Consider the following 26089-nt stretch of genomic DNA (forward strand, 5'->3'; position numbering starts at 1 on the left):
ACATTTGTTATTTTTACTGGTTTAAAGTTAATAATGTGTTGACCTCTTTGTTTCTCTAGTACTATCATCCGTCACACAATAAAGTCCTACTGTACCTTCATATAGGCATTTTTAGTCTTATTAAGTGGCTTTATTGCGCATTAATTTTAAAAATTAAGCATAAATAATAAAATAGTATTCTAGGGAGAATCAAATGTTAAACAATAAAATTTCAAAGGCAGTTCGCTTAGCGATTGCTTTTGGTACAGCATCAACGGCTGTTTTCGCTGCAAATACAATTGCGGCAGAAGAAGGCGTTGAAAAAGTAGAACGTATAGAGGTTACAGGTTCACGTATTAAGCGTTTTTCAGAGGTTTCACCTACTCCTGTAACTACAATTACTGGCGAAGAGCTATCTAATGCCGGCATCACAAACATCTCAGATTTGTTACAAAAGCTGCCTTCATCTGGCGTAGGCTCTGCACCTACAACAACTACTAACACTATTTTTGGTGCGGGTATAAATACTACAGATCTTCGTCAACTTGGAGAAGGTCGTACTTTAGTACTTGTAAACGGTCGTCGATACGTAGGTGCTTCTGTAGATAATCCTGCGGTAGATTTAAACGGCATTCCGACTGAAATGATTGAACGTATGGATATTGTTCATGGCGGCGCGTCAGCAGTTTACGGTTCAGATGCAATTGCGGGTGTAGTTAATATTATTTTGAAAAAGTCTCAAGATACTATGGACTTCAACTACAAAAAATCTATTACAGAACAAAGTGGTGGTGAAGAAGAGTCTTTTTCATTCACGTTTGGTGGTGAAAGCGATAAAATAAGTTTTATTACGAGCTTATCTTACTCAGAAACAGAACAGCTTGAAGCTCAAGACCGTGACTTTCTTCGTAACCCAGTTTCTGGGATGTTAAACCCTGATAACGTTTCTGACACGGATGGAATTCCACAGAATATTTTAGCTACAGGTGAGTTTGCCGGTTTGCAAACACTAGGCTATTACGATCGCGCAGGTGATGCTTTCTTACCTGATGGCCATGTTGTATTTGGTGATAATGGTGAATTTAGTCCCGTTATAGTTGGTGGTGTAACAAGACCTGCGCCGAATAATCAACTTAGATATTTTGGTGACGGCTTCTCTAATGGTTACAAATTTATTGAACATCAAGATCTTGCAACACCACTTAATCGTTTTAATGTTTTTACAAACATTGTAAATAATTATGCTGACGATCATTCAATGAATTTTGAAGTTTCTTTTTCAAAAGCAAGTGCTTATGCAGAAAGTAGCCCAATTTTCCTTGCTGAATCGATTCGTTCAGATAATGCATTTTTAGACCCAGCTGCTAAAGCACAACTAGATGAAGCTGGTAGAGATTCAGTTACAATTTATAAGCTAGCTTCGGGTTTCGGTAATCGTACCTATGAAGATGATCGTACAACACTTAATACAACTCTTTCTTTCCAAGGGTTATTATTAGAAGAGTTCGATTACGAAGTATATTTTAGTTACGGTCGCAATAAAAACGACACTACATGGAACGGTGAATTCCTTACTGAGAACTTTAACAAGGCTATTGACGCGGTAGAAATTGACGGAGCAATTCGTTGTGCAGACCGTGATTCAGATGGTTCTTTAGTTGGTGCGTTAGATGGTTGTCAGGCATTGAGCCTGTTCGGTCTTAATGGTGCATCTCAAGAAGCTTTAGATTACGTTACTACCTCAGCATCAATTTCTAAAGTTAAACAGCAGCAAGTTATTGGTGGTGTTATTTCAGGTTATGCTTTTGATATGCCTGCCGGTGGTGTTTCTTTTGCTTTAAGTGCTGAGCATCGTAAAGAAACTGGTTCTAATGAACCTGGTGCAGCAATGCAGAATAATCTAGTGTTTGGTAACTTTGTAAAAGCATGGGATGGTGAATTTACAGTTGATGAAATTGGTGTTGAAATGTCAGTTCCATTATTAGTGGATGCACCATTTGTTGATTCATTAAGCCTTGAGTTAGCCGCTCGTTACATGGATTACTCTTCAGTGGGCGATAATGTAGCTTGGAAGGTAGGCTTTAACTATGCAATGAACGATGAACTTCGTTTCCGTGGTACAAAGTCTAAGTCGGTTCGTGCTCCATCATTATCTCAACTTTATTCTGCTGGTACTCAGTCATTCGCGTCTTATGGCGATCCATGTGACCAAACTAATATATCTACAGCGAGTGATAGCAAAAAAGCAAACTTAATTGCTAACTGTCAAGCTGCAGGTATTCCAAACCCAGGTACTACAGTTGGAGATTGGAGACCATCTGATGATTGGCGTAGTGTTACTCCACCAAGTGTGAATTCAGGTAATGCAAACCTTCAAGAAGAAACGTCTGACGATACATTATTTGGTGTAATTTATACCCCAACTGAAAATATCACGTTAATTGCAGATTATTGGAGTTTTGACGTTGAAGATGCAATTAACTCTTTAGGTGCACAGCGTGTAATTGATGATTGTTACGAAGCGTCTAGTTTAGATAATAGTGCTTGTGACTTAGTTGACCGTGATCCTACGACTCTTGATATTTCTGAGGTTCGTAATGGACCATATAACTTAGCATCTTACTCTCTTAAAGGTGTTGATTTAGAAGGTACATACAAGTATGAAACGAGCTACGGTTCATTTAACTTCCGTTTACTAGCAAGTTACCTTGAGCATAGAGAGTTTAATACAGATGTTTCTAGCGAAGGCTATGAACCAACACCTACAGTTGGTGAAGTAAGATACCCTCGTTGGCAGGGTAACCTAACGGTAGGCTATACTTACGATGATTTATACGTAGGTATGATTGGTAAATACCGTCATTCAACAGTATTAGACAGAGAGTGGACTGCTGAAAATAACAACTATAATGATGTTCCTTCTTATACAGAATGGTCAATAAATGGTCGTTATACTGTTAGCGAAATGCTTGAAGTAAGATTAGGTGTTTCAAACTTATTTGATATTACACCTCCTAGAAATCCTGGCACATACGATGATGGCGAGTTTTTCGACGTATACGGCAGACGTTTCAACTTAGGACTAAACTTACGTTTCTAATATTTTTAGTAAATAAGTTTATAAACGAAAGTGTTTAATATTAAAGCCTACTGAAATTTCAGTAGGCTTTTTTATGTTTTACTTGCCCTAATATGTGTTTATACCAACCGGCTTATATATGGGGTTTATTTAACGATAAGTAAATTTCGCTATAACTAGGCAAAAATTTTTTATATCTAGTTGATATTACGTTTCTTTAGACTGGAAATTGTTGGATTTACTTAGCGGTTCTTCAGAAGTTTAAAAACATAATGGATATCAACGAAAAATTATTTTTCATTACTTAAGCTGAAAATGTTGTGATTGGATATATTATTGGGTAGTACAGCCCTCAACCTTGATCATATCTGATATGCCAATTACTGTATTGATAGAGTGGTTACGTGCCTCAAAGCTACGTTAACAACGTCTTCGTATCCTTTAAAAGCCTATTCTAAATTTATTATATTCTAATCTGATGAATAGGGTGGTGCTTTAATATCTTTGAGTTTTAAAGCTATCAGCAGCATCACATTACATCACGCATAACAGCAGCTCTTTCATTTTTTCGTTTCAGTATTAAGCTTGCGTCACTCGCATAGCATCTTTATCTATATAGGGAGTTATTAACACTCCTACCTCGCCGACTTTCTGAAATACAGACTAAGCATTTATACATATTTAATAGTAATTACTACTAAAAGTGACTCAGCTATTTTAGTTAGCCTGCCATCGGTGTGCGATTTTTGAAATCAATGAAAATATAGCTTTATGGATTTTTTCTTTTTTAGAAAGGCCAAGTAGTACTTTTTCAGATAGTTGAATAGCTATAGTTGTCTCAATCATTTTTGTTAATTTTATGTAGGTAATTTATTTTTTTGCATGCTTTTACACCTACATAATTCGCCACAATAAGGAAGTAAGTAACTTGTTTGAGGCGAGACTTAGATATGATTTCTTCAGTAAATAGCACTTATTCTAAATCAAGTTTTTGCAATAATGCAATAATGCAATAATGCAATAATGCAGAAAGAGCATTGTGTTTGTTTTTTGTTACTTTAAGGCTTTGTAAATAAAGGGTTTTATTTGGTTAGCCAAGTGTTGACCTTTTGCATAACTTGGGACTACTATTCAAATCGAAACAGGTACTGTGATTAATTACAGACCGTTTTGAAAACAAAATAATTAAAATAGAATTCTAGGGAGAACCATATGTTAAATAATAAAATTTCAAAGGCAGTTCGCTTAGCTATCGCTTTTAGTGCGGTATCCACCGCTGCTTTTTCTGCAAGCTCTATGGCAGCAGAAAAAGAAAAAGTTGAGCGTATAGAAGTAACTGGGTCTCGCATTAAGCAAGTTGATATGGAAACATCATCACCAGTAACTGTTATTACCGCTGCAGATCTACAATTATCAGGTGAAGCATCAGTTGCTGATGTTTTAAATAATACTTCTGTAAATAGCTTTGGTTCATGGCGTGGTATGTCTGGCTACGGTAACGGCGCAGCAGCAACAAGTAATATTAACATGCGTGGCCTTGGGGCTGAGTACACATTAGTGCTACTTGACGGTCGCCGTATGCCTGGTACAAGTTCGTCTTCAGGCGCTGCCGCAGATACTTCTCGTATTCCAATGGCAATAGTAGAAAGAATTGAGATTCTTCGTGAAGGTGCTTCTGCTGTATATGGCTCAGATGCTGTTGCAGGTGTTATTAACATTATTACAAAAAAAGACTTTAACGGTTTAAGTTTTTCATATGATACTGAGCTACCTAGTGCCGAAGGTGGTGATACAAATCGTTTTAATGTAAGTACAGGTTACTCTGGTGAGAAGGGTAATATTACATTAACTTATGAATATTATGATGCTGAATCAGTATACGATAGAGATATTTGGAAATTAAATGATGAGACTTATGCTGATTATTCGTCATTTAGTTCAGTTCCAAATGGTAATGGTGCTAGTGGTTGGGTTACAAGCCCTACTATGTGTGCAGAATCAAATAACACGGTTGATGGTGGCACTCGCTGTTTATATAACTATGGTGCAGTAACTAAGTTATTTGGTGATACTACTCAGAACTCAATGCTTTCAAATTTCAATTATGAATTCACTGATAACTTAAAGTTCCGCGGTCGCGCAAGTGCATCACTTTCTGAAACTGATTCTCGCTATGCAGGTACACCTGTATCTACAAACCAACCAACTATGTTGGCTGATAATCCTTTAAACCCTGTAGGCGAAGATTTAACTCTATACATGCGCTCAGCTAACATTGGTGAGCGAGATACTCGTACTGAAATTAATAGTATTGATTTCTTAGGTGGTTTAGTCGGCTTTGTAGATGTTGCAAATGGTATTGACTGGGAATTTAATGTACAACACAGCCGTTCTACAACTAACTCATTCAATACAAACCTGATAAATGATGATGTTGTTCAGAAATTAATTGATAGCGGCGAATATGATATCTTTAATACATCAGGAATGAGCTTTGCTAACTGGGATAGCAGCATGAAAGACTTGTATGGGCAAGCTGCTCACACAGGTGTGTATCAAGCTCGTTTTACAAGTACTCAATTTGATACGGTAGCATCTACATTATTGTTTGATAATGGTGATGTTTCGATTGCTGGCGTAGTTGGTGCTGAATTTGAGCAAGTAGAATTTGAACAAATGAGTGACCCTCAATCGGCTTCAGGTCGAGTGTCAGGTGGCTCAGGTGGTGACGATGTTAATGCAGAACGTGATAGAACATCTGTATATTCAGAGCTTCAAGTAAACCTACCATACAATGTTGATATTAAAGCAGCTGTTCGATACGACAAGTACGAGCAAGAAGGTGACGTTGGTTCACAATTTGTATCAGGAACATTCGATAATGTTGCCCCTCAAATTGGTGTTGCATGGCGTCCTTCTGATGCGCTATTAGTGCGAGCTAGCTGGGGTGAATCGTTCCGTGCACCTAACATGGGCGAAATGTTCTCTAGTCAGGCACTAAGCTTCGAAAAAGCTTACGATACAATTTGGTGTGATACGCAAGGCAATGCAGGTTCTGATGCTATTTACTGTAACCCAAATGCTTCACAGCAACATAAAACTTGGTTTGGTGGTAATCCAGATCTTGAGCCAGAAGAAGGTGAATCATTTACAACAGGTTTTGTTTGGAATGTAACAGATGACTTATCTGTAGAGCTTTCTTACTATAATATTAAGTTAGAAAACAGAATTGCAGCAGTAAGTGTTGAACGTCTATTAAAAGACGAGCAAGACAATGGTTCTAACCCTGCAGTAGTTCGCGATCCAAATACAGGTCGTATTGATGTAATGTACAGCTTTGACCAAAATATGGCGAGTTTAGAAACATCAGGTTTTGATTTTAAAACAGCTTACATGTTTGAATCTAGCATTGGTAACTTCGCTCTTAAAGGTGAGTTAAGTTATGTAAGTGACTTTGAAGAAGTAACAGAAGAGGGTGCTGACGCATTCGATTACGCTGGTTTACAAGAGTACCCAGAGCTTCGTGGTAATGTTACCTTTGATTGGACAAATGATGCATTTGGTGCAGCATGGACTACATACTACATAGGCGACCAAGACTCAGGTAATGAAGAGTATGGTGTAACATATTTAGCTGATATTCCAAGCTATATTAAACACAATATCCAAGTATCATATAACCATGAATGGAATGGTAAGTTTGTACTAGGTGTGAACAATGTGTTTGATAAAGAAGCACCACAGCTAAACGATGGCACTAGAGGTTATCGCGATGCTTCAACATCATTATATGATGTTTTAGGCCGAGCTGTATTTTTAAAAGTTGAACAAAACTTCTAAAAATCGTTTATAGATTATGTTTCGTCTTTAATACGTTGACGATTATAAAAAAAGGTCAGTTGCTTATGCTTCTGACCTTTTTACATTTGGTTTTCTATTTTATCTTTAAAGTTTTAATTATGGTTTGTATGTACTTACTGGCCCACTTCATTTTTAAGTTTGTTACCTTGTGATTTCCGATTATATTCACCTGACACGAAAAATAGATAATGTGGTTTTTAATAGAGTCGAAGTAATGATATTTGCAAATTACATATAAGTTCATAGCTGCTTTATTGTACTGAAAGCTGGCATTTATTATTCAACGGATTAGTAGTGTTTTTTTATCGACTATATATTTTATAAAATGAAGTTCCCTTATACATCGACAATTTATATTAAATTACTCCTAATTTAATAAGGTAGGACTAATAGCGTATATTTAACAGAGGGATTATTTAGTTTATATCTTGTAATAGTCATTCCTGAAAAATACCCTTATACTAAAAAAGAATAATTAAATAAATCCAATCACACAATTTAGCGAGATATAAATGAAAGAAGTCCGATCTTTTATTAAAACAGCATCATTAACGGATCTTGAAAAAGCTCAACAGCTTATCAATGATGCAATTTCAAAATATACCCAGCAGCAAAAAGCGAAACAGGAAGTTTTGGATCTTTTAAAAGAAAAAGGACTTACGCTAGAAGATTTACAAGATGGAGCATCAGACAAACGTACTAAAGTTAAGCCTAAGTACCGCATGGAACTTAATGGTGAGACTATTGAATGGACGGGCCGTGGCCGTCGTCCTAAAGCGTTTGAAGGTGTTGAGCTTGAGAAATTTTTAGCCTAAAGCTAAATATAAGAGAAGCTTCGGCTTCTCTTTTTTGTTTACCCCTCAATAAAATATAATTAAAGTTTAAAACTCCCAGCTATTATTTGCTAAAATCTCTTCACTCAAACCTATTTGTTTTCCCATGAGCTATAAACTAAGACCTTACCAGCAAGAAGCCGTAGAACGCACCGTTTTACACTTTAGAAAGAGTAATGATCCTGCCGTTATTGTACTACCAACCGGCGCAGGTAAGAGTTTGGTTATTGCTGAACTTGCCCGTATTGCTAAGCAAAAAATATTAGTACTTGCTCATGTAAAAGAGTTGGTAGAGCAAAATTCGCAAAAATATAAAAGTTTTGGTTTAGAGGCGAGTATATTTTCAGCAGGTTTAAAAGAAAAGTCATTAAACCATCAAGTAACCTTTGCCAGTGTGCAATCACTTTCTCGTAATTTAAATAAATTAAATGAGCATTATTCGTTACTTATTATTGATGAATGCCACAGGGTAAATGGGGGTAAAAAAAGCCAGTACGGAAAAGTAATAAGTAGTTTAAAAGAATATAACCCTCAGTTAAAAGTATTGGGTTTAACAGCAACACCTTATCGGCTAGGAACGGGGTGGATATACCATCATCATTATCATGGCTTTGTTAAAGGGACTAATGAAAGCCCGTTTAAAAGTTGTATTTTTGAATTACCACTCAGGTATATGATCAAACATAATTATTTAACGCCGCCAAACGAAGTTGATGCAGCGATTAGCCATTATGATTTTTCGTCTTTAGATAGCAATGCATTTGGGCAATATACGACTGATGATATGAATGCGCTTTTAAAAAACAGTGAGCGCGCAACGAAAGCGATATTACAGCAAGTAATTCAATACAGTGAAGAGCGTGAAGGTGTTATGGTTTTTGCCGCCACGGTAATGCATGCTCAGGAAATATTAAGCTATTTGCCAGCTCAGCAAAGTGCACTTATAACAGGTGATACGCCAAACACTGAGCGCGATAAAATCATTAAGCAATTTAAAGCTAAGCAATTAAAGTATCTAGTTAATATATCGGTACTAACAACCGGCTTTGATGCGCCACACGTCGACTTTATAGCTATTTTAAGACCTACAGAATCAGTTAGTTTATATCAACAAATTGTGGGGCGAGGTCTCAGGTTATCTGAATCAAAAACGGATTGCTTAGTAATAGATTATGCTGGCAATGGTTTTAATTTATTTCACCCAGAAGTAGGCGATAAAAAAGGCGATAGTGATAATGAACCTGTGCAGGTACTTTGTCCTGGCTGTGGTTTTGCGAATATATTTTGGGGTAAAACTGATTCTGCAGGAAAAGTAATAGAGCACTTTGGTAGGCGCTGTAAAGGGCTGTTAGAAGACGATGATGGGCATAAAGAGCAGTGCGATTATCGCTTTAGGTTTAAAGAGTGTGAGCAGTGCGGTGCCCAAAATGATATTGCTGCACGTAAATGCCATGATTGCGGCGCGGTAATGGCCGACCCTGATGATAAGTTACGTAATGCATTAAACTTAAAAGACGCACTTGTGCTTCGATGTAGTGGGTTATCGGTAACTCAAATTAAAGATGAACTTATTAAAATAACGTATTTTGATGAAGATGGTGCAAGTTGCGATGAAGTATATAACCTCACAAATAAAGGCGGGCAATTTATATTTAATAAGCAATTTGGTCTACGAGTAGGGCTTGGGCAAACACCTATTAATTTTAAAACTGCAGCGCAAGTAGTAAAAGCACAATTTGAATTAGTACCACCGGATTTTGTTATTGCACGAAAAAGCAAAAAGTATGGTTGGAAAGTGGCTGATAAGCTATTTGACTATAAAGGGGGTTTTAGAAAGGCAAATCAGTTAAGCCGCTAAGCTTAACTGATAGGTACATTGAACTAAAAGGCGATTAAGCCTCGTCACCGTCCATTAATCCCCAGCCATCACCGTATCCATTAAAGCTATTAGCAATACTTTCAATGTATTGCTCTGCTTGTCCTAGAAGGGTGTGCTCTGGCACCATTTGTACTTGAGTGATTACTTCCCAAACGCCAGTGTCTTTACATTTTTCAAGCTCAGCATTTTGAACTAATGCATCAGAGACTATTTCTTTAGCAAATTTTTCAGCATCGGCTTCTTGTTCAAATAAAATAAAAAAATCGACTTGGTGCATTTTATTTAAATCAATGCCAGCAGCGGCTATTTCGGCTAAAAGTTGGCCGTTATCATCATCAGGGAATTGCATTAAAAACTCATTTAAAATTAATTTTTTATTCGTAGGTACTATTGTAACTAAAATATTGTCTTAACGCGTACTAATTTTAATTATGCTGATATTTATTCAAAGTTAAATTTACGCGTTAGATTGTTATTAAGTTAATGTGTTGCTCATTATGGCTATGCTAATATGCGGGTAATTAAACAGTTTTTTGTTAGATATTAAAAGTAAGGATATTTACTTGTTTATTAAGTTTTTACGTTGCATGTGTGTTGTGAGCGCTTTAATTGCGACAAATAGCTATGCGGCAGAAAAAGTCATAGAAGATTACGAAATTGAAGGGTTAAGTGGCGATTTAGAAAATAACGTAGCTCTTTACCTCAAGCAGTTAATTGGCGAGAAGCCAACCCGTACACTTCGCCGTTATGCTCAAAAACAAGTACAAAATAGCATCAAAGCACTTGGCTATTATAGCCCGACCGTCGAGGTTATTTATGATAAAGACGACAGCGAACTAATTGTTAAAGTTGAACGGGGGCCTGCAACTCGCATAGAAGCAATTAATATTACGCTAAACGGTGATGGTCAAAGTGATACTCAATTACAGGCATTGATTAAAAGCAATCACTTAAAGCAAGGTGATGTTTTAAATCATGGTAAATATGACTCTGCTCATAAAAAAATAGAATCTATGTTGCTGGAGCTTGGTTATTTTGATGCTAAGTGGCCAGCGCGCAAATTAGAAGTGTCGCTTAAAAAAAATAGTGCTGTTATTACTTTCATAATTGATACCGGAGTTAGGTATCAATTTGGCGATATACAAATTGCCAGTAGTACACCCGCTGAAAAATACATACGCTCTATAGCGCCTTTCTCGCAGGGCCAACCTTATAAATCAACACATATTGCTGACTATAACTTGGATTTATCAAGTACCCCTTATTTTGCCAGTGTACGTGTTTATGCTGACATTGCAGCGCGTAAAAATAGCCAAGTACCGATTAAAGTTGAAGTATTACCCAAGCCAGCTAACAGCTATGAAATTGGCGGTGGTTTTAGTACTGACTTAGGACCCAAGGTGCGTTTTAAATGGAGTAAACCGTGGATCACAGAAGACGGTCATTATCTCGAAACTAATTTAAATGTGGCACAAAAGCAGCAAGATATTTCCATGGCTTATACAATTCCGGTTGATGATCCTAATGATGATTTATGGCGATTCTCTGTCGGTTATAAATTAGAAGATGAGCTTACAAACGACACTTACAGTGAAATATTAACAGGGCAAGTTCAGCGCCAATGGTTGACCGAAAATAAGTGGGTGCGTACTGCATTTTTACGCCGCGACCAAGAAACCTACCGTATTGGTGATGAAGACGAAGAAAGTACCGAAATGTTAATGCCGGGCATTAGCTACGCGCGCAAAAAATCAAAAGGCGGCACGACTCCTTATTGGGGAGAGCAGTGGCTTATATCTGCTGAGTTTGGCTTAGATGATGTGCTTTCGAGTACTAATCTGATTAGGGTGCAAATGCAACATGCATGGCTACGCACTTATTTTGACCGCCACTTGGTGTTTTTAAAAGCGAATGTGGGAGCAATGCTTGTTGATGATATTAACAACGTGCCATTTTCACTTCGGTTTTACGCAGGTGGCGATCAAAGCGTTCGTGGTTTTGCGTACCAATCAATTTCGCCTGAGAACGATGACGGCGAGCTAATAGGTGGTAAGTATTTACTATCGGGCACGATGGAATATAACTACCAGTTTGCTAAAAATTGGCGAGCAGCTTTATTTGTTGATGGTGGTACTGCGACTAATGATTTTTCTGATGATTTTGAAGTAGGTGCTGGTTTTGGTTTTCGCTATTTAACACCCGTTGGCCCAGTGCGTATAGACCACGCTTGGGGATTAACAAAAGAAAGTAAAAGCACACGTTTAAGTATTACCATAGGGCCAGAAATTTAATGTCAGTATTAAAAAAGATAACAGCCGCCGTAAGTGCTATTTTTGTCACGTTAGTTGTTGCACTATTTTGTTTGTTATTTACCGCACCCGGTAATCAATTTATTGCTTATAGTGCAAACAAAGCGGTAGATGGACTACATATTGAAATTAAAGATGGCCGTTTTATTTATAATGATGCCTTTAATGTACGCTTTGCTAGCAACGGATTGGACTTTAATGCACAACAATTGAAAATTGATTTGTTTTGGTGGCAGTGCGATGGAATTTGTATAGATAACTTAAGTGCTAAATCTATAAATTTAACATTACCAAAAACTGCAGAGTCACAAGAAGAAGCCGCGGCAGAGCCGCTTGAAAAAATCAGCTTACCTTTTAATATTGCTGTAAAAAACATTGCGATCAATAAATTTACTCTAGAGCATCCAAGTGCAAACGTAAGCGTTAATAACTTTAAACTCTCAGCAAAAGCAGAGGGTTCAAAGCTGACGGTTAAAAGCCTGAATATTCCCACCATACTTGTTGCCTTAAAAGAGCAAGAACAAGATGCGAAAACACAAACGGCGCAAAATACTCAAGCGCCTTTAACGCACCTACCCGCATTGCCTAATATAGAATTTACTTCGCCACTTGATTTAGTTGTTGAAGACTTTGAAATAGCTAAAATTACGATTGAGCAAAACGAAGCCCAACATGTTATTGAAAACATCTCGCTGCAATTAAGTGTGGAAGATGCGGTTATTAATTTAGAGTCATTCTCAGCAAAGTATGAACAGTGGCAGCTTAATACGCATCTTAATGCTGAGCTTGCAGGGAATTTGCCCGTGAAAGGGGATATTGTTTTACAAAGTGACGAGCACCAAGCCAATTTGCAGTTGAATGGCGACTTATCAAATCTAAACTTAAATTTAGAAACGCAGGGACAATATCCGCTTAGTTTAACGGCAACGGCAAATTTAAAGCAAAAAAACTATCCATTTGAGTTAAATGGAAAAATTAAGCTGTGGCTTATTGATGCACAAAGTAATGAACTTAAAGTACGAAATGTTAGCCTTAACGCACAAGGTAATGCTGACGACTATCAGCTTAGCCTACAGGCGAATAGCCAACTAGGTGCGTACCCAGCTGTTGACTTAAATACCCAATTGAAAGGCAGTCTCACCAAAGCAACTTTACAAGCGCTAAGCATTAAAGCGAACGAAAGCAGTGCAACTATAAAAGCCAATGTTGATTGGCAAAAGGGCATACAGGCTAACTTTAATGGCACGCTTGCTAACTTAAAAGCGCAGTATTTAACTGATGCCGCTACCAGTGATATTTCAGGACAGTTTAAAGGCTCGTTTAATGCAGCTGACGACAAGTGGCAGCTACAAATGAATAATACAAAGTTAAGCGGATTACTTAACGACGTGCCACTAGAATTTGCCTCAAATTTTAAGCTCGACAACACGTTAAAAGCTAATATTGATAGCTTTTATTTAAGTAGCGGCACCAATAAATTAGCACTAAGCGGGCAAGTTGATGACACTTGGCAGGTTGATGGCAAAGTAACACTAAAAAGTGATGAAAAAGCTAATATTCCATTTACTGCCGACGGCAACGCAAATTTAAAAGTGAGAGGGGAAAGGTTAACGCCCTCTGTTGATTTAGCACTAATACTAGATCGCTTTATTTTTGATGAAATAAACATTAATAAATTATCAGTAAAAGGGCAGTTAGATACCGCAGCCGATTGGCAAACCGATGTTTCGGTAAGTGTTGGTTCGGCGCTGGTGGCCGAACAGCAAATTAATAGCGTTAAAATTGATATTAGCGGCGACAAAACAGATCATCAACTTACGGCATCTGTAGATGCCGAGCAAGGCAGTATAGAGCTTGAAGTTAATGGCAAAATTAATAATACCACTTGGAATGGCGAGCTTAGTAATGTAACGCTTAGCGATAAAAAGCTTAGTTTTAGTAATACTAGAAATATTGCCATTATGGTTAATACGCAAAGTGGCGACTTTGATGTAAGTGCACATTGTTGGGCATCTGATCAAAGTGAATTATGTATAGACACCTTAGCGCAGTCAAAAAATCTCGGTCAGTTAAATGCTAAACTAAGCAACTTAGCACTTGAGGAGCTTAAGCACTTTTTACCTAATAGCATTCGTACTCGCGGTAATATAGCTGGCGATGTAGCACTTAATTGGCAAAGCGGCGCGCTTAAAACATTACGCGCAAATATCGATTCTAGCGACTTAGAAGCAGTGCTAACCTCGGAAGAAGATCGTTTTAAATTACCAATCGAAACATTAAGTATTAGTGCGTTTTCGGATTCTCAAATTGGCAAGCTTGAAGCTAATTTAGAATCAAGTGTATTAGGCAAAATTAATACACAAATTAATATCGACGATATACAAAATACGCAAGCGCTTAATGGCACCATTAATATTGATAAAATACTCCTTTCAGACTTACAACCTTTTCTTGAAACCCTCGAACAGTTAAAAGGTGATATTAGCGGTAAAGTGGCGTTAGCAGGTACGTTAAAAGATCCTTTATTAAATGGGGAGCTTAATGTGAGCGATATTAGTTTAGAGGGCGAGCAATTACCTATAGCGCTGCAAAACTCAAATATAAACGTATTGTTTGATAAAACAACAGCCACAATAAAAGGCAACTTAAACGACAATCAAGGCGGTAAAATAAATCTAACCGGTGACGTTGATTGGCAAGGTGCGCAGCCTGCTGTAAATGTTGCGGTAGTTGGCGAGCAGTTTTATGTACGTGCGCAGCAAGGGGTCACTTTTAAAGTATCGCCGGATTTAAAAATAGGCTTGGCTAATAATGCACTCAAGCTTGCTGGTGAGGTAGTTGTGCCTTACGGTCGTATAATGATTGAAGAGCTTCCTGAGGGCGCGGTGCAAGTTAGCGATGATGAAATTATTGTTGATCAAAAAACTGAGGCCACCGAAACAGTTCCGTTTGATTACGACATAGATTTAAAAGTGATTGTTAAAAACGATGTAAAAGTAGAGTCGTTTGGCTTGGAATCAAAAGTTGCGGGTGATTTAGCGATAAAAATGAGTCAAGGTGCGCCAATCATAGCCACAGGTGAGCTTAACTTAATTGAAGGTACTTACTTAGCCTTTGGACAAGATTTAATAATCAGCACCGGGCAAGTAGGTTTTAGCGGTTCAATTGAACAACCATTTTTAAATATTAAAGCAATACGTAATCCCGATACGACTGCAAATGGTGTCATTGCAGGGGTTACGCTCACGGGTAATGTTGAACAACCAACGCTTAAAATATTTTCTGAGCCTGCGATGGATCAAGCTCAAGCACTCGCATATTTACTTAATGGCCAACCTTTAGGTGATGGGGAAAGTTCGTCAAGCGATGCTATGCTCACACAGTTATTACTCTCTCAAGGTGTTAGTCGCAGCGAAGGGGTTGTTTCTAAGGTAGGTGAAACCTTTGGGTTGTCAGATGTAAGTTTAAGCTCATCAGGTAGTGGTGATAGCACCAAAGTAGAAATATCAGGTTACGTAGCACCTAGCTTACAAGTTAAATATAGCGTGGGTGTATTTGATTCGCTCAGTGAAGTGGCTGTGCGTTATCAGTTACTTTCACAGTTATACATAGAAATAACAAGCGGGCTATACCAAAATGTTGATGTGCTATATAAGTTTGATTGGGAATAACCAAAACTATAATAATTATAAGGATATAAGCGATGAAAAAAATTATATTGCCAGCTCTGCTTAGTGTTTTATTGAGCGGTTGTGCTCAACAACTCGGTGATGATGTTGCTAATCAAGAGCTACCTTTATTGAGTGCGAGTGAGGTAATTGCTAGTGCAACAGATAATGACTGGCGAGTAGTGGATGCTCAAAATATTTTAAAGATAACACTGCCAACGGGCGATGCGTATATTGAGCTTAATGAACGGCTTGCCCCAAAGCACGCTCAAAACATTAAAAAGTTAGCACGAGAAGGGTTTTATAAAAATACTAGCGTTTATCGGTTTGTTGAAGGTTTTGTAGCGCAAGGCGGGGACAGCTCGGGTAAAAAGTTAATTAAAACGGCAGATAAAACAGTCCCTGCTGAGTTTTATTTAACAACAAACAAACCACTTTTAATTACTGAGCTAAATGGCGACGGATATGCACCAGTTACTGGCTTTTTAAACGGCTTTGCAGTTGCTCAAAACTCAGCACATACGCAAACATGGCAAGTGCATTGTAGTGGCGTGTTTGCCATGGCGCGCGATAACGATATAAATAGTGCGAGTACGGAGTTTTTTGTAACCATAGGGCAAGGCCCGCGCTACCTTGATAAAAACATTACGGTGTTTGGCCGAGTGCTCGAAGGTATAGAGCATTTTAATCGTTTAGCGCGTACACCAACTGAAGGTAAAGTATTTAACCCAATTACCAATATACAAGTCCTTGGCGATGTACAAAGCGATAAAAGTATATTTAAAGTGATGAAAACAAACTCACCGGTGTTTAAAAACTTAATCAGCGCTCGTAAAAACCGTGTTGAGCCATGGTTTGTTAAAGCACATAACTACGTTGATGTGTGTGGTATGCCCATACCCACTAAGCGCGAAGTTAATTAAAAAATGTAAAAAGGAGCCTAGGCTCCTTTTTCAATATTTATATTCCAGTTTAAAATAACCTACTGACGATTAATTTTAACTGCAAATGGCGTGTCGTTATAATGCGTAGAGCGATACGGGTTTATATCAAGCCCGCCGCGACGAGTATAACGCGCGTAAACCTCTAACTCTTTAATATTAAGTTGTGTTGTTAAATCGCTATAAATACGCTCAACACACTGTTCATGAAATTCGTTATGTGTTCTGAACGAAATTAAGTAACGCAGTAACGATTCGCGACATATTTGCTCGCCTGTGTATCTTATGATCACACTTGCCCAGTCAGGCTGGGAGGTAATTAAACAGTTCGATTTAAGTAAGTGGCTGTAGAGCGTTTCTGTAACTACGTTATCACTTTTTGCTTTAAGTGAATTAGCATCAATATCGTAATTATTAATCTCAATATCTAAGTCATCAATACATTCACCTGGCAGCGCTGTACACGGTAAGCAATTGTAATCATCAGGATTATATAAAGTCACTTTGACAGGGCTGTTAACCGCGTTTGATAAGTCATCAATTAAGTGCTGTTTTACTATATCAATGCTTTCAAATCGGGTTTGGTTAAAGCTATTTAAATAAAGTTTAAACGACTTTGACTCAATAATATGGCTGCTTTGGCACTCAAAGGTAAATAAGGCTACGGCAACTTGCGGTTTACCTTTATTGTTTAGCCATGAAAGCTCGTAACCTGTCCAAATATCTTGGCCTTTAAATGGAAGCTCTGCTTCGTCAATATTTAAAGCATCACGATTTAGTTTGCGCGCAATAGGGAAAAGCAAGCTTGGCGTGTACACATCTACATACTCAGTAGATTGGCCTAATACGCTACCTTTAAGGTCTGGAGAATTGCTGTAATCTGTCATGTTTGCTCTTAAATAGTTACAATAGGGACATTATATCTAATTTAAATGAGTTTCACAGTATGTCTGTTGCATTGCTTATAGAACAACTTCATCAAACATTTAGCGAAAATACCCTGAAAAATACCGCAAAGTACCCACTTATTGTGCACGACGAGCAATGGCCAAGCCCGTGTGAAGTTGGCGAGGTTGACGAGCAAGGTAACATTCAATGGCAGGGGGCGCGTCAGCAACCTGCAGGTTCGCTTAATGATTTGGCCAGCGCACTTGAGCTTGATTTCCCAAAAGAGCTTAGCGAGCTATATGGGCATATGTACGGTGGAAGCATTTCAGCAGTTATTGATGGGCATCAGGTTGAATTACTACAAGCATGGAACGAAGAAGATTTTAATTTGTTACAGCAAAATATAACGGGTCACGTTTTAATGAAACGCAAGCTCAAGCAGCCAGAAACGGTATTTATTGGTTTAACAGATCAAGATGATTTACTAGTAAGTGTATTGGTGCACACTGGTGAAGTATGTTTAGAGCACGTAGGCAAAAAAACACACCATGTACTTGCACCTAACATTAATGCTTTTTTAAAGGCATTAGAGGTTTAAAACGTGTTTAATAAATCAGCTTAGCGTCATCACTAAGCTGATTTTTAGAGCCATTACTAGGGCGTGTTGACCTTTCGTGGTTGATTTTGCAGCTGTATGTTTGGTTTTTAGGCAAGGCAGAGCCTATGTAGTGTGGTTACTCCCCATAAATAGGCGATAACGAAGCATAAATGCCAAACATGCCTGCCCTTTGGGTTCTTTCTAGGGACGATTTACTCTTTGTTGCTCGGTTTTTACTTAGCCCACTAGGTTACAAACCTCGCGCCGCGATTAAATCGCCCCTAGATTGAACAAATTTCAATCCACAAAGGTCAACACGCCCTAATGGTTACTGAAAATCCCACGATATATTAGACACTAAGCCACACGGCTCACATCTAAAATCGAATAACCCAAACCACGATTCAGGTAATTTCCAGTCGCCATGACAGCTAGGGCATTTTCGTTCAAGTTCAGACGCTTTATCTACGCCGCCTACACGGTATAAATAATAATAGGTTGGCTTTTTAGTTAAAAAACTAATTCGCTTTGTTATGTCTTTTCCGCGTCTGTATAAGTCGCTTTGGATACTCGATATTTCTTCAAGTGCCGGAAACTCACAACGGGTTGCGCCATTAATTTGAATTTGATCGCAGGCTTGCCAATCTTCTTGCCATTTTATAAGCGTTTTATAGTCACCATTAGCAATTGCCGGAATACGAAATAACGGCACAGGCAAAAAGTCATCACCACAATAAAGCGGGCTACACGTATGCACATAGGTTGTGTATAAAATATAACTTGATGGTTCTTTACAGCAGTCAGCGCCGTTGGAGTGAATATCTTGCCCAATCACTTTTACTTTTGGCGCAAGTAGCCCCGCACTATGTAACTTTTCGATACTGTGCTTAACAAACGGGCTGTTATTTAGCGGGTGCATTGCATCTTCAGTAGGGCACATTACACGGGTAATAAAAAATCCATCTTTTAAAACGGTTGGAAATTCTTCGCCCATTATTTGACCATTAAAACGCAGTGCATTTACTAAGCGATTTATTGCTTGTTCGGCTTGTTCTAGGGTGGTGTCTTGGTAGCAATCAAAAGTTAAATCAACAACGAACATTTATAGTCTCAAATTATTTTTGTTCTAGCAGTGCAAGAAGTTTATCGAGTTTTTGCTCAATTCTATCTAATTGACTTGTTTTAAGCTCAGTACTATCTGACTGCTGTGGGTTTCTCATGAAGTTATTTATTGAATCAGGATTGTTTTTATATTGGCTTACTGCTGCAATAATCATCGGCATAGGAACCGGTTGCGCCAAACGGCTTTTAGTTAGTGCTACAGTAGGGGTTTTGCCTTCATCAAGAAGGGCTTTAATTGCATCAAATACAACTGAATTCATTAGATATATAACTCTTTAATAAAATAAATACGCAGCATATAAATGCTGCGCAGATGCTATGTTAGCAATAAATAAGGGAGGGTACATTAAATAAAATTACTTACTTTGACGAATGCGTACATCTAACTCGTCAATTACTTCACTCCAATCACCGTCTTGTGCAAGCGATTCAGCTAAAAAGTGCTGTTGTGCCTCATCCCAAAAAGAAGCTTCTTGGAGTAGTGTTGTGTCTTCTAATTCATGTGAGGCAATAAATGCATCTATTTGTTCATCAGAATTAGGTAATCCAAGCTGTGCAAATAGTGTATTGATGTCGTGTTTAGTCGTATCCATGATATTGCTCCTTTAAACGAATGAAAACTTATTCTAAGGATTAACTCTACTCCTAGCTAGTTAAACTCTCGCTGAATTTACGGTTAATAATTTTAGGTATATAGTTAGGTATAAAGTTAAACAGTCTACAGCTAAAATAATAAAGGAAATACAATGAGTGTAACCACGCCAGCTGATACGTTCAGCGTACAGTATTTAGCCGCAGAAGATATTAGCACTGCAGCAAGCCTAATTTATCAGGCTTATCATGACGATCCTGTATTACAAAACATGCTTAGCTACAATGACGAAAATAAATCAGTATACGAAAAAAAATTACGATCATTAATTCGCGAAGAGCTCAGTAGTTTTTGGCAAGAAAAGCAGCCATTAATTGGTTTATACCGCAACGATAAATTAAAAGCAGTAGCGTGTGTATTTGAATCTAATAGCCAATTACAAGCGCAGCGTTATTGGCACTGGCGTTTAAAATTAATGCTGAGTGCGGGCTACTTACAAACAAATCAATTAATAGATAAAGAACAAACAATTAGAGATGCCCTTAAAGAGAAGGGCAATTACTACTTTTTAGCTTTTATTGCCGTAGATCCACATTTTCATGGGCAAGGGTTTGGTCGTTACTTACTACGAGGGCTTGATGATTTAGTTAAATGTAACGCTGAGTCAACGGGGATGGCTGTATTTGTAACGCGTAAAGAACACACTGAATTTTTTAAAACCGAAAAGTTTGAAGCATTTAAACACCTTACTTTTAACCAAGTAGAGGGCGAGTTACTGTTTAAATCAATAATTGAGCCAACTATTTAAAATTATGATGTAAACCAATGCGCCCAAACGGACATAAGGCCGTGAGATATATCTCACATTATCGTGAGCATTGTCAGTTAAAGGCTATTAATATGCAGCCTTTTTTGATTCAAGCTATTGTTATTTAAAGTTTATTTTTATTTTTCATTTTTGTGACGTTTATTTATTTAGTGTTAAGTCCTATTTCTCCCCCCTGATTGCTTTAAACTTCTCTTTGTCAAGACGACATAGCTCAATGATTGAGTTACTGCCAAGGATACGGAATAGGCAACATAGCAGACGCTAGCAGGAAGCATAAAGGACAAGCTAAAACGGATACAAGGAAGAATAAGGAAGTGCATGAAGCACTTAGTAGCTAGGAGTTACTTTAGGATAATCACGGATGACGCTACAGGAAGTAGCAGGAGCGTTAGTTTACGTAGGACGGCCAAGATGGCAAGTGGACATTGCAGGATGCAAAAGTGGCAGGAGCTACTTTAAAGGATTACCAGGGATGATGCTACGGGATGTAGCTAAACGATAGATTTCGTGGGTTTGCCAAGATGGCTATGGATATTGCAGGATGCAAAAAGTGGCAGGAGCTACTTAAAAGGATTACCAGGGATGATGCTACAGTATGTAGCCAAACGATAGATTTCGTGGGTTTGCCAAGGTGGCTATGGATATTGCAGGATGCAATGTGAGGGTAAACAAGGTTGTTTACTCGTTCAGGGGATGATAATACGGATTTAAGATAATGGATATCTAGCAGGATGCAGTCCAATTGGGGCGTAACTTTAGTTACGCCTTAGTTTTTTGTGTTGAATTAAGTTTATCAACTTAAGACAAATACTCTTAAAGTATATTCAGTTTTATATTTTATGCGGTGGAACAACCACACTTTTCAAAAACTCATTTTCCATAATTAACACACCTTGATAAGCATTTTCACCATCGCTTGAAAATTCAAATATAAATTCACTTTTGATGCCTGGCTTGCCGTTCTTTAAAAAACCAAAGCGGCGTTTTGTGCATGCAACACTCATCAACTGCACCTGCAATTGCTCACTTTGACGTTTAGCATGAACGTTCGCCGCTTCAGCAACCTTTCGGTTAAGCCAAAATAAGTAAATTACACTACCAATAAGTATGAACGTCCATAAACTTGCCATTTAAGAGAATAACCTTCCAATTGCACGCGCGAGGGTTTCGCTACGATTTTCTTTACGTAATAAGCCTAATAAATGCGGGCGAATAGTCGGTATTGCAACTAAGTCAGCAAAAATACTAGGAAACAACTCATCAATTTTTTGATGATGTGCGCAATTATCCATAAATACATGTAAGCGTTCAGGGTTTTCTAATTGCTTAAAACACCGCCCAGCTATTGTTAGTAACACGTCAGAGTCGTGCCTTACCTGTGAGCTTAGTACAGTATCAACTAATTGAGCGCATAACCCTTGAGCTTGACCTTTTGAAACAGATCTTAGTGCTGCGGTTATAGCTAATGTATCGTTATTACTAATTGCGGCCTGTGTGTAATCAACAAGTAACTCACTCATTGATGTTGGTATTTCAACGTGTTCAAGCATGGCACTGAGTGGTTGTAGTACTTCAATAGGTAAATGCGCCCATGCTTTTTGCAAATTACTTAAGTTTGTATCGCTGTCTAAGCGTAGTGCAAAATCGGCAATACCCTGCAGTGCAACACCTTGCCAATTATCAAAACCAATTTTACCGCTAAAGTATAACTGTGCATGCTCGTAATACTGCGACGCAGGCTGTTTTAATAGTACTTTTACTTGGGCGTTAAATGCCGCTAATTTATTTGCGTTTGGTGTAAAAACATAAGGGTTATTATCAAGTTTTCCATCGGCTTGCTCACCTGTGATTTCAGTGCCGAGCGCTTGAATAACCATATCAGCAAAGTGATCGCGGCTAGCACTTACAAGCATACTTTGCTCATCAAGTGGAAACTTTAAAAACCATACATACGGTTCTTTACTGGCTTTAGTATCCCAAAATTGGATAGCGAGCCAAGCATGACCAGCAAGAGGATAAGGGTAAGGCACTTGAGCTTGTTCAATAGCTAAAAATTGTTTTTTATCAAGCTTAGTAATGTGCCTGCCAATATCAAAAGCACGCCACTGAGTACCCGCACCATCTAAAAGCTGACCTAATGTAGCTATTTGATCACTCATTGTTTTCTCAACTGTTTTTACTGCAAAATTACGTTAATTATACGTCATAGCCGCCTATGAGGGAACAGGGTATAATTGCATTACATATATAAAAGAGGGTGGTTATGTACCAGCAAACCCAAACTTATTTAGTGCAGCTAACCGCACTTTTACAAAAACATGCGCTTTGGCAAAGTGAGCCAATAGACGCTGAGGCACTACTTTCAAATACTCCTTTTTGTCACGATACAATGGCATTTGAGCAGTGGTTACAATTTGTATTTATTAATAAAATACAGCAATTAATAACACATAAACAACCACTGCCTCGTAACTTTGCTATTGCCCCTATGGCGCAAATGACACTTGTGAATAAAGCAGGGAGCTATGAAATAATTGAATTACTAACAGCCCTTGATACCTTTTTAGGAGAACCAAATGAGTGAGCGTCCAGCGCCTGTTGAATATGGCGAGCTGACTATTTTGTATCAAGATGAAAACTATGTGGCTATAAATAAGCCTTCAGGCTTATTAGTGCATCGCTCGTTTTTAGATAAACACGAAACCCAGTTTGCTATGCAAATGTTGCGCGACCAGCTAGGGCAACATGTATTTCCAGTACATAGGCTCGATAGACCTACGTCGGGCGTATTGCTGTTTGCACTGAGCTCTGAAGCCGCTCGCGATATGAACCAGCTATTTATTGAAGGTACTATTGCTAAGCGCTATTTGGCCTTAGTGCGTGGTTTTGCACCAGAGTCAGTATTTTTAGATAAACCGCTTAAAGAAGAACTTGATAAAATAGCCGATAAGTTTGCAGATCAAGATAAAGCACCGCAAGAAGCGCAAACCCAGTTTAATTGTCTGCACCAAGTTGCACTGCCTATTCCTATTGGTAAGTACCCAACAGTGCGTTACTCGTTAGTGGAGTGCTTTCCAAAAACGGGGCGCAAGCATCAAATTCGCAGACACTTAAAGCACTTATCACTGCCTATTATTGGTGATGTAAATCACGGTGATAATCAGCATAATCAATTTTTTAGGGAGCATTTTGAGCTAAGACGCCTAATGTTATTTGCAACAGAGCTTAGTTTTGTGCACCCTTATAGTAATGAATCAATAACAATTAAAGCGCCACTAGGTGAAGACATGCTTGAAATATGTAAGCAGCTAGGTTGGCCAGAGCAAGAAAAGGATTATTAATGGCACATATTAGTATTTTTGTAGGCAGCGTTAATGGCGGTGCAGAGCGTTTAAGCGATGAAGTTGCAGCCACAATAGAGCAAGCGGGTCATACTGCAACAGTAATTACTGAAGCATCACTTGATGATATAAAAAATGCATCGCATATTTTAATTGTTACCTCCACAACAGGCCAAGGTGATGTACCGAGTAATTTGGCAGGATTGTACTTTGCAATGAATAGCACTTTCCCAATGCTTACCGATAAACCGTTTGGTGTAATTGCAATGGGTGACAGATGCTACGGCGATACATTTTGTGGCGCAGGGCGTAGCTTTGACGAGTTACTACGCGATTTACAAGCAAAGCCTGTGGGCAACCGCCTAGAAATAGATGCATGTGAAGATTTTGAACCATGGCCAGTAACCGAGCCTTGGTTAAAAGTATGGCTAGAAAAACTACCTGCTTAATCCTTAACTTTAAGGTATTAAAAAAGGAGCGCATGCGCTCCTTTTTGCTTTTATAGCTTTATAAATTAACTACTTCTAACATCTACTTTAAGTTTTAGCTTTTGGCCAGGTTGTAAGTATTTTTGACCTGCTAAATTATTCCACTTAATAATTTCGTTAACGCTTAGATTAAACTTAGACGCAATACGTGCAAGTGAGTCACCACGGCGTACTTTGTATGTAATAGTACGGTTGGTACTTGCCGTTGCTTGTGGTTTATTAGCTGACTTATACACAGTTAGTTTTTGATTTAGGCGCAGTACAGAGTTTTTCTTTAGCTTATTCCATTTAGCCAGCTCATCCATAGTTACGTCATATTCGCGGCTAATGTCCCATAATGTATCGCCACTTTTAACTGTGTGCGAAAGCTTTGTGCGAGTTGCTTTATTAGCAGCTAAACGCATCTGCTTTGGTAAATGCTCGCTATTTATAGCGCCATCAGTAAGCGGGACTAATAACTCTTGGCCTACTTTAATCGTATTTGATTTGAGTTTATTAAGCGATCGGATTGCACTTGAGCTTGTTGTAAACTTTTTGGCAATTACCGATAAGCTGTCGCCTCGAGCCACAATATAACGCTGCCAGCGTAATCTGTTTTTAACATCAGTGTTTGCTAGTTTTTGGCTAAATTCCTCTGCTTTATCAACAGGCAATAATAAAGAATGAGGGCCATTAGGATCAGTTGCCCAGCGGTTAAAACCAGGGTTTAATCTGTATAACTCAGTAAGCGTCATATCAGCCATATCAGCAGCAAGCGCTAAATCTATTTGCGATCCAACATCAACCACTTCAACCACTTGTGCATTAATTACTGGTTGCCATGTAACGTTAAAATCATCTGAGCGTTTTAATAAATCGGCAAGTGCTAATAACTTTGGTACGTAGGCAGTTGTTTCGCTTGGTAAATCAAGAGACCAAAAATCGGTAGGTAAATGCTTTTTACGATTCTTTTTAATCGCGCGCATTAAACGCCCTTCACCTGAGTTGTAAGCAGCAATTGCATTTAGCCAATCGCCTTCAAGTGTTTTATGTAAATACGATAAGTAGTCAAGTGCTGCGCGAGTCGACTGCACTATGTCGCGACGACCGTCGTACCACCAGTTTTGTTTTAAATCGAATCGCTCACCGGTTGCAGGCATAAACTGCCAAATGCCCGATGCGCTGCGATTAGAATAACCAAACGGGTCAAATGCACTTTCTACAATAGGCAGTAGTGCAATTTCGATTGGCATTTCGCGCTTTTCTACTTCTTCAACTATAAAGTGTAAGTAAGGTTCTGCACGTTTAGAAATACGATCTAAATAGGCTTGGTGGCGAGCGTAATAATTACGTTCAGTAACAACAGGGCGGTTTTGCGGTATTTCGATAGAAAGTTGGTAGCGAATTCGCTCCCATACATCATCAAACACGGGAGCTTCTTGCTCATCAGGGTCAACTTGCTGATATTGTGCGTTTACCATCAATGCATTGTTAATGTCGTTAGGACTTGCGCCTTCGAGTTGTTGGTTTGCTTGCGTGGCGACTTGAGAGTCTGAGTCTAGAGTTGTCACAGTTTGACAACCACTTAGCGCTAACGCCAAGGCTACTAATAGGGGAGATTTATTCATAAATACCAATACATCGGGTAAAAAACTCGGCGAATACTACCTGTTATGAGTTAACATTGCCACTTAATGACTTTT

The 26089-nt window shown here is 38.4% G+C and carries 20 protein-coding genes; 12 read left to right on the forward strand and 8 right to left on the reverse strand.

Annotated elements, in window-relative coordinates; translation table 11 throughout:
* Window positions 1–193: 193 nt before the first annotated feature.
* The 4 genes from GQR38_RS11850 to GQR38_RS11865 all read left to right on the forward strand — a co-directional run bounded on the left by GQR38_RS11850 (window position 194) and on the right by GQR38_RS11865 (window position 9610).
* The gene (locus GQR38_RS11850) at window positions 194–3079 is read left to right on the forward strand and encodes a TonB-dependent receptor (protein WP_165721643.1); all 2886 of its coding nucleotides are present in this window, start codon (window positions 194–196) and stop codon (window positions 3077–3079) included.
* A 1191-nt stretch (window positions 3080–4270) separates the two neighbouring features.
* Complete coding sequence (locus tag GQR38_RS11855; RefSeq protein WP_076924415.1) at window positions 4271–6898, forward strand: TonB-dependent receptor; 2628 nt, start codon at window positions 4271–4273, stop codon at window positions 6896–6898.
* Between the two features lie 533 nt (window positions 6899–7431).
* Entirely contained in the window at window positions 7432–7734 is a 303-nt protein-coding gene (locus GQR38_RS11860) for an H-NS histone family protein (protein WP_007586043.1), read from the forward strand.
* A gap of 124 nt (window positions 7735–7858) precedes the next feature.
* Window positions 7859–9610, forward strand: a complete 1752-nt coding sequence (locus tag GQR38_RS11865; RefSeq protein ID WP_165721644.1) for a DEAD/DEAH box helicase — start codon at window positions 7859–7861, stop codon at window positions 9608–9610.
* A 34-nt stretch (window positions 9611–9644) separates the two neighbouring features.
* On the opposite strand, the gene GQR38_RS11870 is transcribed toward GQR38_RS11865, so the two are convergent.
* Window positions 9645–9980, reverse strand: a complete 336-nt coding sequence (locus GQR38_RS11870; RefSeq protein WP_007378192.1) for a ribonuclease E inhibitor RraB — start codon at window positions 9978–9980, stop codon at window positions 9645–9647.
* Window positions 9981–10194: 214 nt separating this feature from the next.
* Here GQR38_RS11870 and GQR38_RS11875 point away from each other — a divergent pair, with 214 nt between their 5' ends.
* From GQR38_RS11875 to GQR38_RS11885, 3 genes are read left to right on the forward strand one after another with little or no spacing between them, the layout of a single operon-like run.
* A complete protein-coding gene (locus GQR38_RS11875; protein WP_007378193.1) occupies window positions 10195–11922 on the forward strand; it encodes an autotransporter assembly complex family protein in 1728 nt (575 codons plus the stop codon).
* Window positions 11922–15611 carry a translocation/assembly module TamB domain-containing protein gene (locus GQR38_RS11880; RefSeq protein ID WP_165721645.1) on the forward strand — a complete coding sequence of 1230 codons (3690 nt, stop codon included), beginning with the start codon at window positions 11922–11924 and terminating at the stop codon, window positions 15609–15611. Before GQR38_RS11875 ends, GQR38_RS11880 begins: the two co-directional genes overlap by 1 nt.
* A 32-nt stretch (window positions 15612–15643) precedes the next feature.
* Window positions 15644–16531 (forward strand): peptidylprolyl isomerase, encoded by an 888-nt coding sequence (locus GQR38_RS11885; RefSeq protein ID WP_165721646.1) that lies wholly within the window; start codon window positions 15644–15646, stop codon window positions 16529–16531.
* Between the two features lie 59 nt (window positions 16532–16590).
* On the opposite strand, the gene queF is transcribed toward GQR38_RS11885, so the two are convergent.
* Complete coding sequence (queF, locus tag GQR38_RS11890) at window positions 16591–17436, reverse strand: NADPH-dependent 7-cyano-7-deazaguanine reductase QueF (RefSeq protein WP_024593670.1); 846 nt, start codon at window positions 17434–17436, stop codon at window positions 16591–16593.
* A gap of 59 nt (window positions 17437–17495) precedes the next feature.
* Between queF and syd the strand changes: the two genes are divergently transcribed.
* Window positions 17496–18035 (forward strand): SecY-interacting protein, encoded by a 540-nt coding sequence (gene syd, locus GQR38_RS11895; RefSeq protein ID WP_024593671.1) that lies wholly within the window; start codon window positions 17496–17498, stop codon window positions 18033–18035.
* A gap of 328 nt (window positions 18036–18363) precedes the next feature.
* On the opposite strand, the gene GQR38_RS11900 is transcribed toward syd, so the two are convergent.
* The 3 genes from GQR38_RS11900 to GQR38_RS11910 all read right to left on the reverse strand — a co-directional run bounded on the left by GQR38_RS11900 (window position 18364) and on the right by GQR38_RS11910 (window position 19750).
* Window positions 18364–19137: a Zn-ribbon-containing protein gene (locus tag GQR38_RS11900; protein WP_010553685.1), complete on the reverse strand. Its 774-nt coding sequence runs from the start codon at window positions 19135–19137 to the stop codon at window positions 18364–18366.
* Between the two features lie 13 nt (window positions 19138–19150).
* A complete protein-coding gene (locus GQR38_RS11905; protein WP_010553684.1) occupies window positions 19151–19417 on the reverse strand; it encodes a hypothetical protein in 267 nt (88 codons plus the stop codon).
* A gap of 96 nt (window positions 19418–19513) precedes the next feature.
* Window positions 19514–19750, reverse strand: coding sequence for a DUF2789 domain-containing protein (locus tag GQR38_RS11910; RefSeq protein ID WP_002958240.1), 237 nt, complete (start codon window positions 19748–19750; stop codon window positions 19514–19516).
* A gap of 153 nt (window positions 19751–19903) precedes the next feature.
* Between GQR38_RS11910 and GQR38_RS11915 the strand changes: the two genes are divergently transcribed.
* On the forward strand, window positions 19904–20557 hold the full coding sequence (locus tag GQR38_RS11915; protein ID WP_008169301.1) for a GNAT family N-acetyltransferase: 654 nt from the start codon (window positions 19904–19906) through the stop codon (window positions 20555–20557).
* An 851-nt stretch (window positions 20558–21408) separates the two neighbouring features.
* Here the strand turns inward: GQR38_RS11915 and GQR38_RS11920 are convergent.
* Window positions 21409–21708 carry a DUF3301 domain-containing protein gene (locus GQR38_RS11920; protein WP_002963032.1) on the reverse strand — a complete coding sequence of 100 codons (300 nt, stop codon included), beginning with the start codon at window positions 21706–21708 and terminating at the stop codon, window positions 21409–21411.
* Window positions 21709–22737 carry a DUF3549 family protein gene (locus GQR38_RS11925; protein WP_165721647.1) on the reverse strand — a complete coding sequence of 343 codons (1029 nt, stop codon included), beginning with the start codon at window positions 22735–22737 and terminating at the stop codon, window positions 21709–21711.
* A gap of 104 nt (window positions 22738–22841) precedes the next feature.
* On the opposite strand from GQR38_RS11925, the gene GQR38_RS11930 reads away from it, so the two are divergent.
* Genes GQR38_RS11930 through GQR38_RS11940 form a run of 3 tightly spaced genes read left to right on the forward strand, consistent with a single transcriptional unit; the run spans window position 22842 to window position 24368 of the window.
* Window positions 22842–23162 carry a YqcC family protein gene (locus GQR38_RS11930; protein WP_165721648.1) on the forward strand — a complete coding sequence of 107 codons (321 nt, stop codon included), beginning with the start codon at window positions 22842–22844 and terminating at the stop codon, window positions 23160–23162.
* Window positions 23155–23919: a tRNA pseudouridine(65) synthase TruC gene (gene truC, locus GQR38_RS11935; RefSeq protein WP_165721649.1), complete on the forward strand. Its 765-nt coding sequence runs from the start codon at window positions 23155–23157 to the stop codon at window positions 23917–23919. The genes GQR38_RS11930 and truC overlap by 8 nt, the downstream gene beginning before the upstream one ends.
* Window positions 23919–24368: a flavodoxin gene (locus GQR38_RS11940; protein WP_010553680.1), complete on the forward strand. Its 450-nt coding sequence runs from the start codon at window positions 23919–23921 to the stop codon at window positions 24366–24368. Before truC ends, GQR38_RS11940 begins: the two co-directional genes overlap by 1 nt.
* Before the next feature lie 65 nt (window positions 24369–24433).
* Here GQR38_RS11940 and GQR38_RS11945 read toward each other — a convergent pair whose 3' ends face one another.
* Complete coding sequence (locus GQR38_RS11945) at window positions 24434–26014, reverse strand: LysM peptidoglycan-binding domain-containing protein (protein WP_007586008.1); 1581 nt, start codon at window positions 26012–26014, stop codon at window positions 24434–24436.
* Window positions 26015–26089 lie beyond the last annotated feature (75 nt).

The sequence above is a fragment of the Pseudoalteromonas sp. c7(2019) genome, assembly GCF_011378625.1.
Classification (GTDB): domain Bacteria; phylum Pseudomonadota; class Gammaproteobacteria; order Enterobacterales; family Alteromonadaceae; genus Pseudoalteromonas; species Pseudoalteromonas arctica.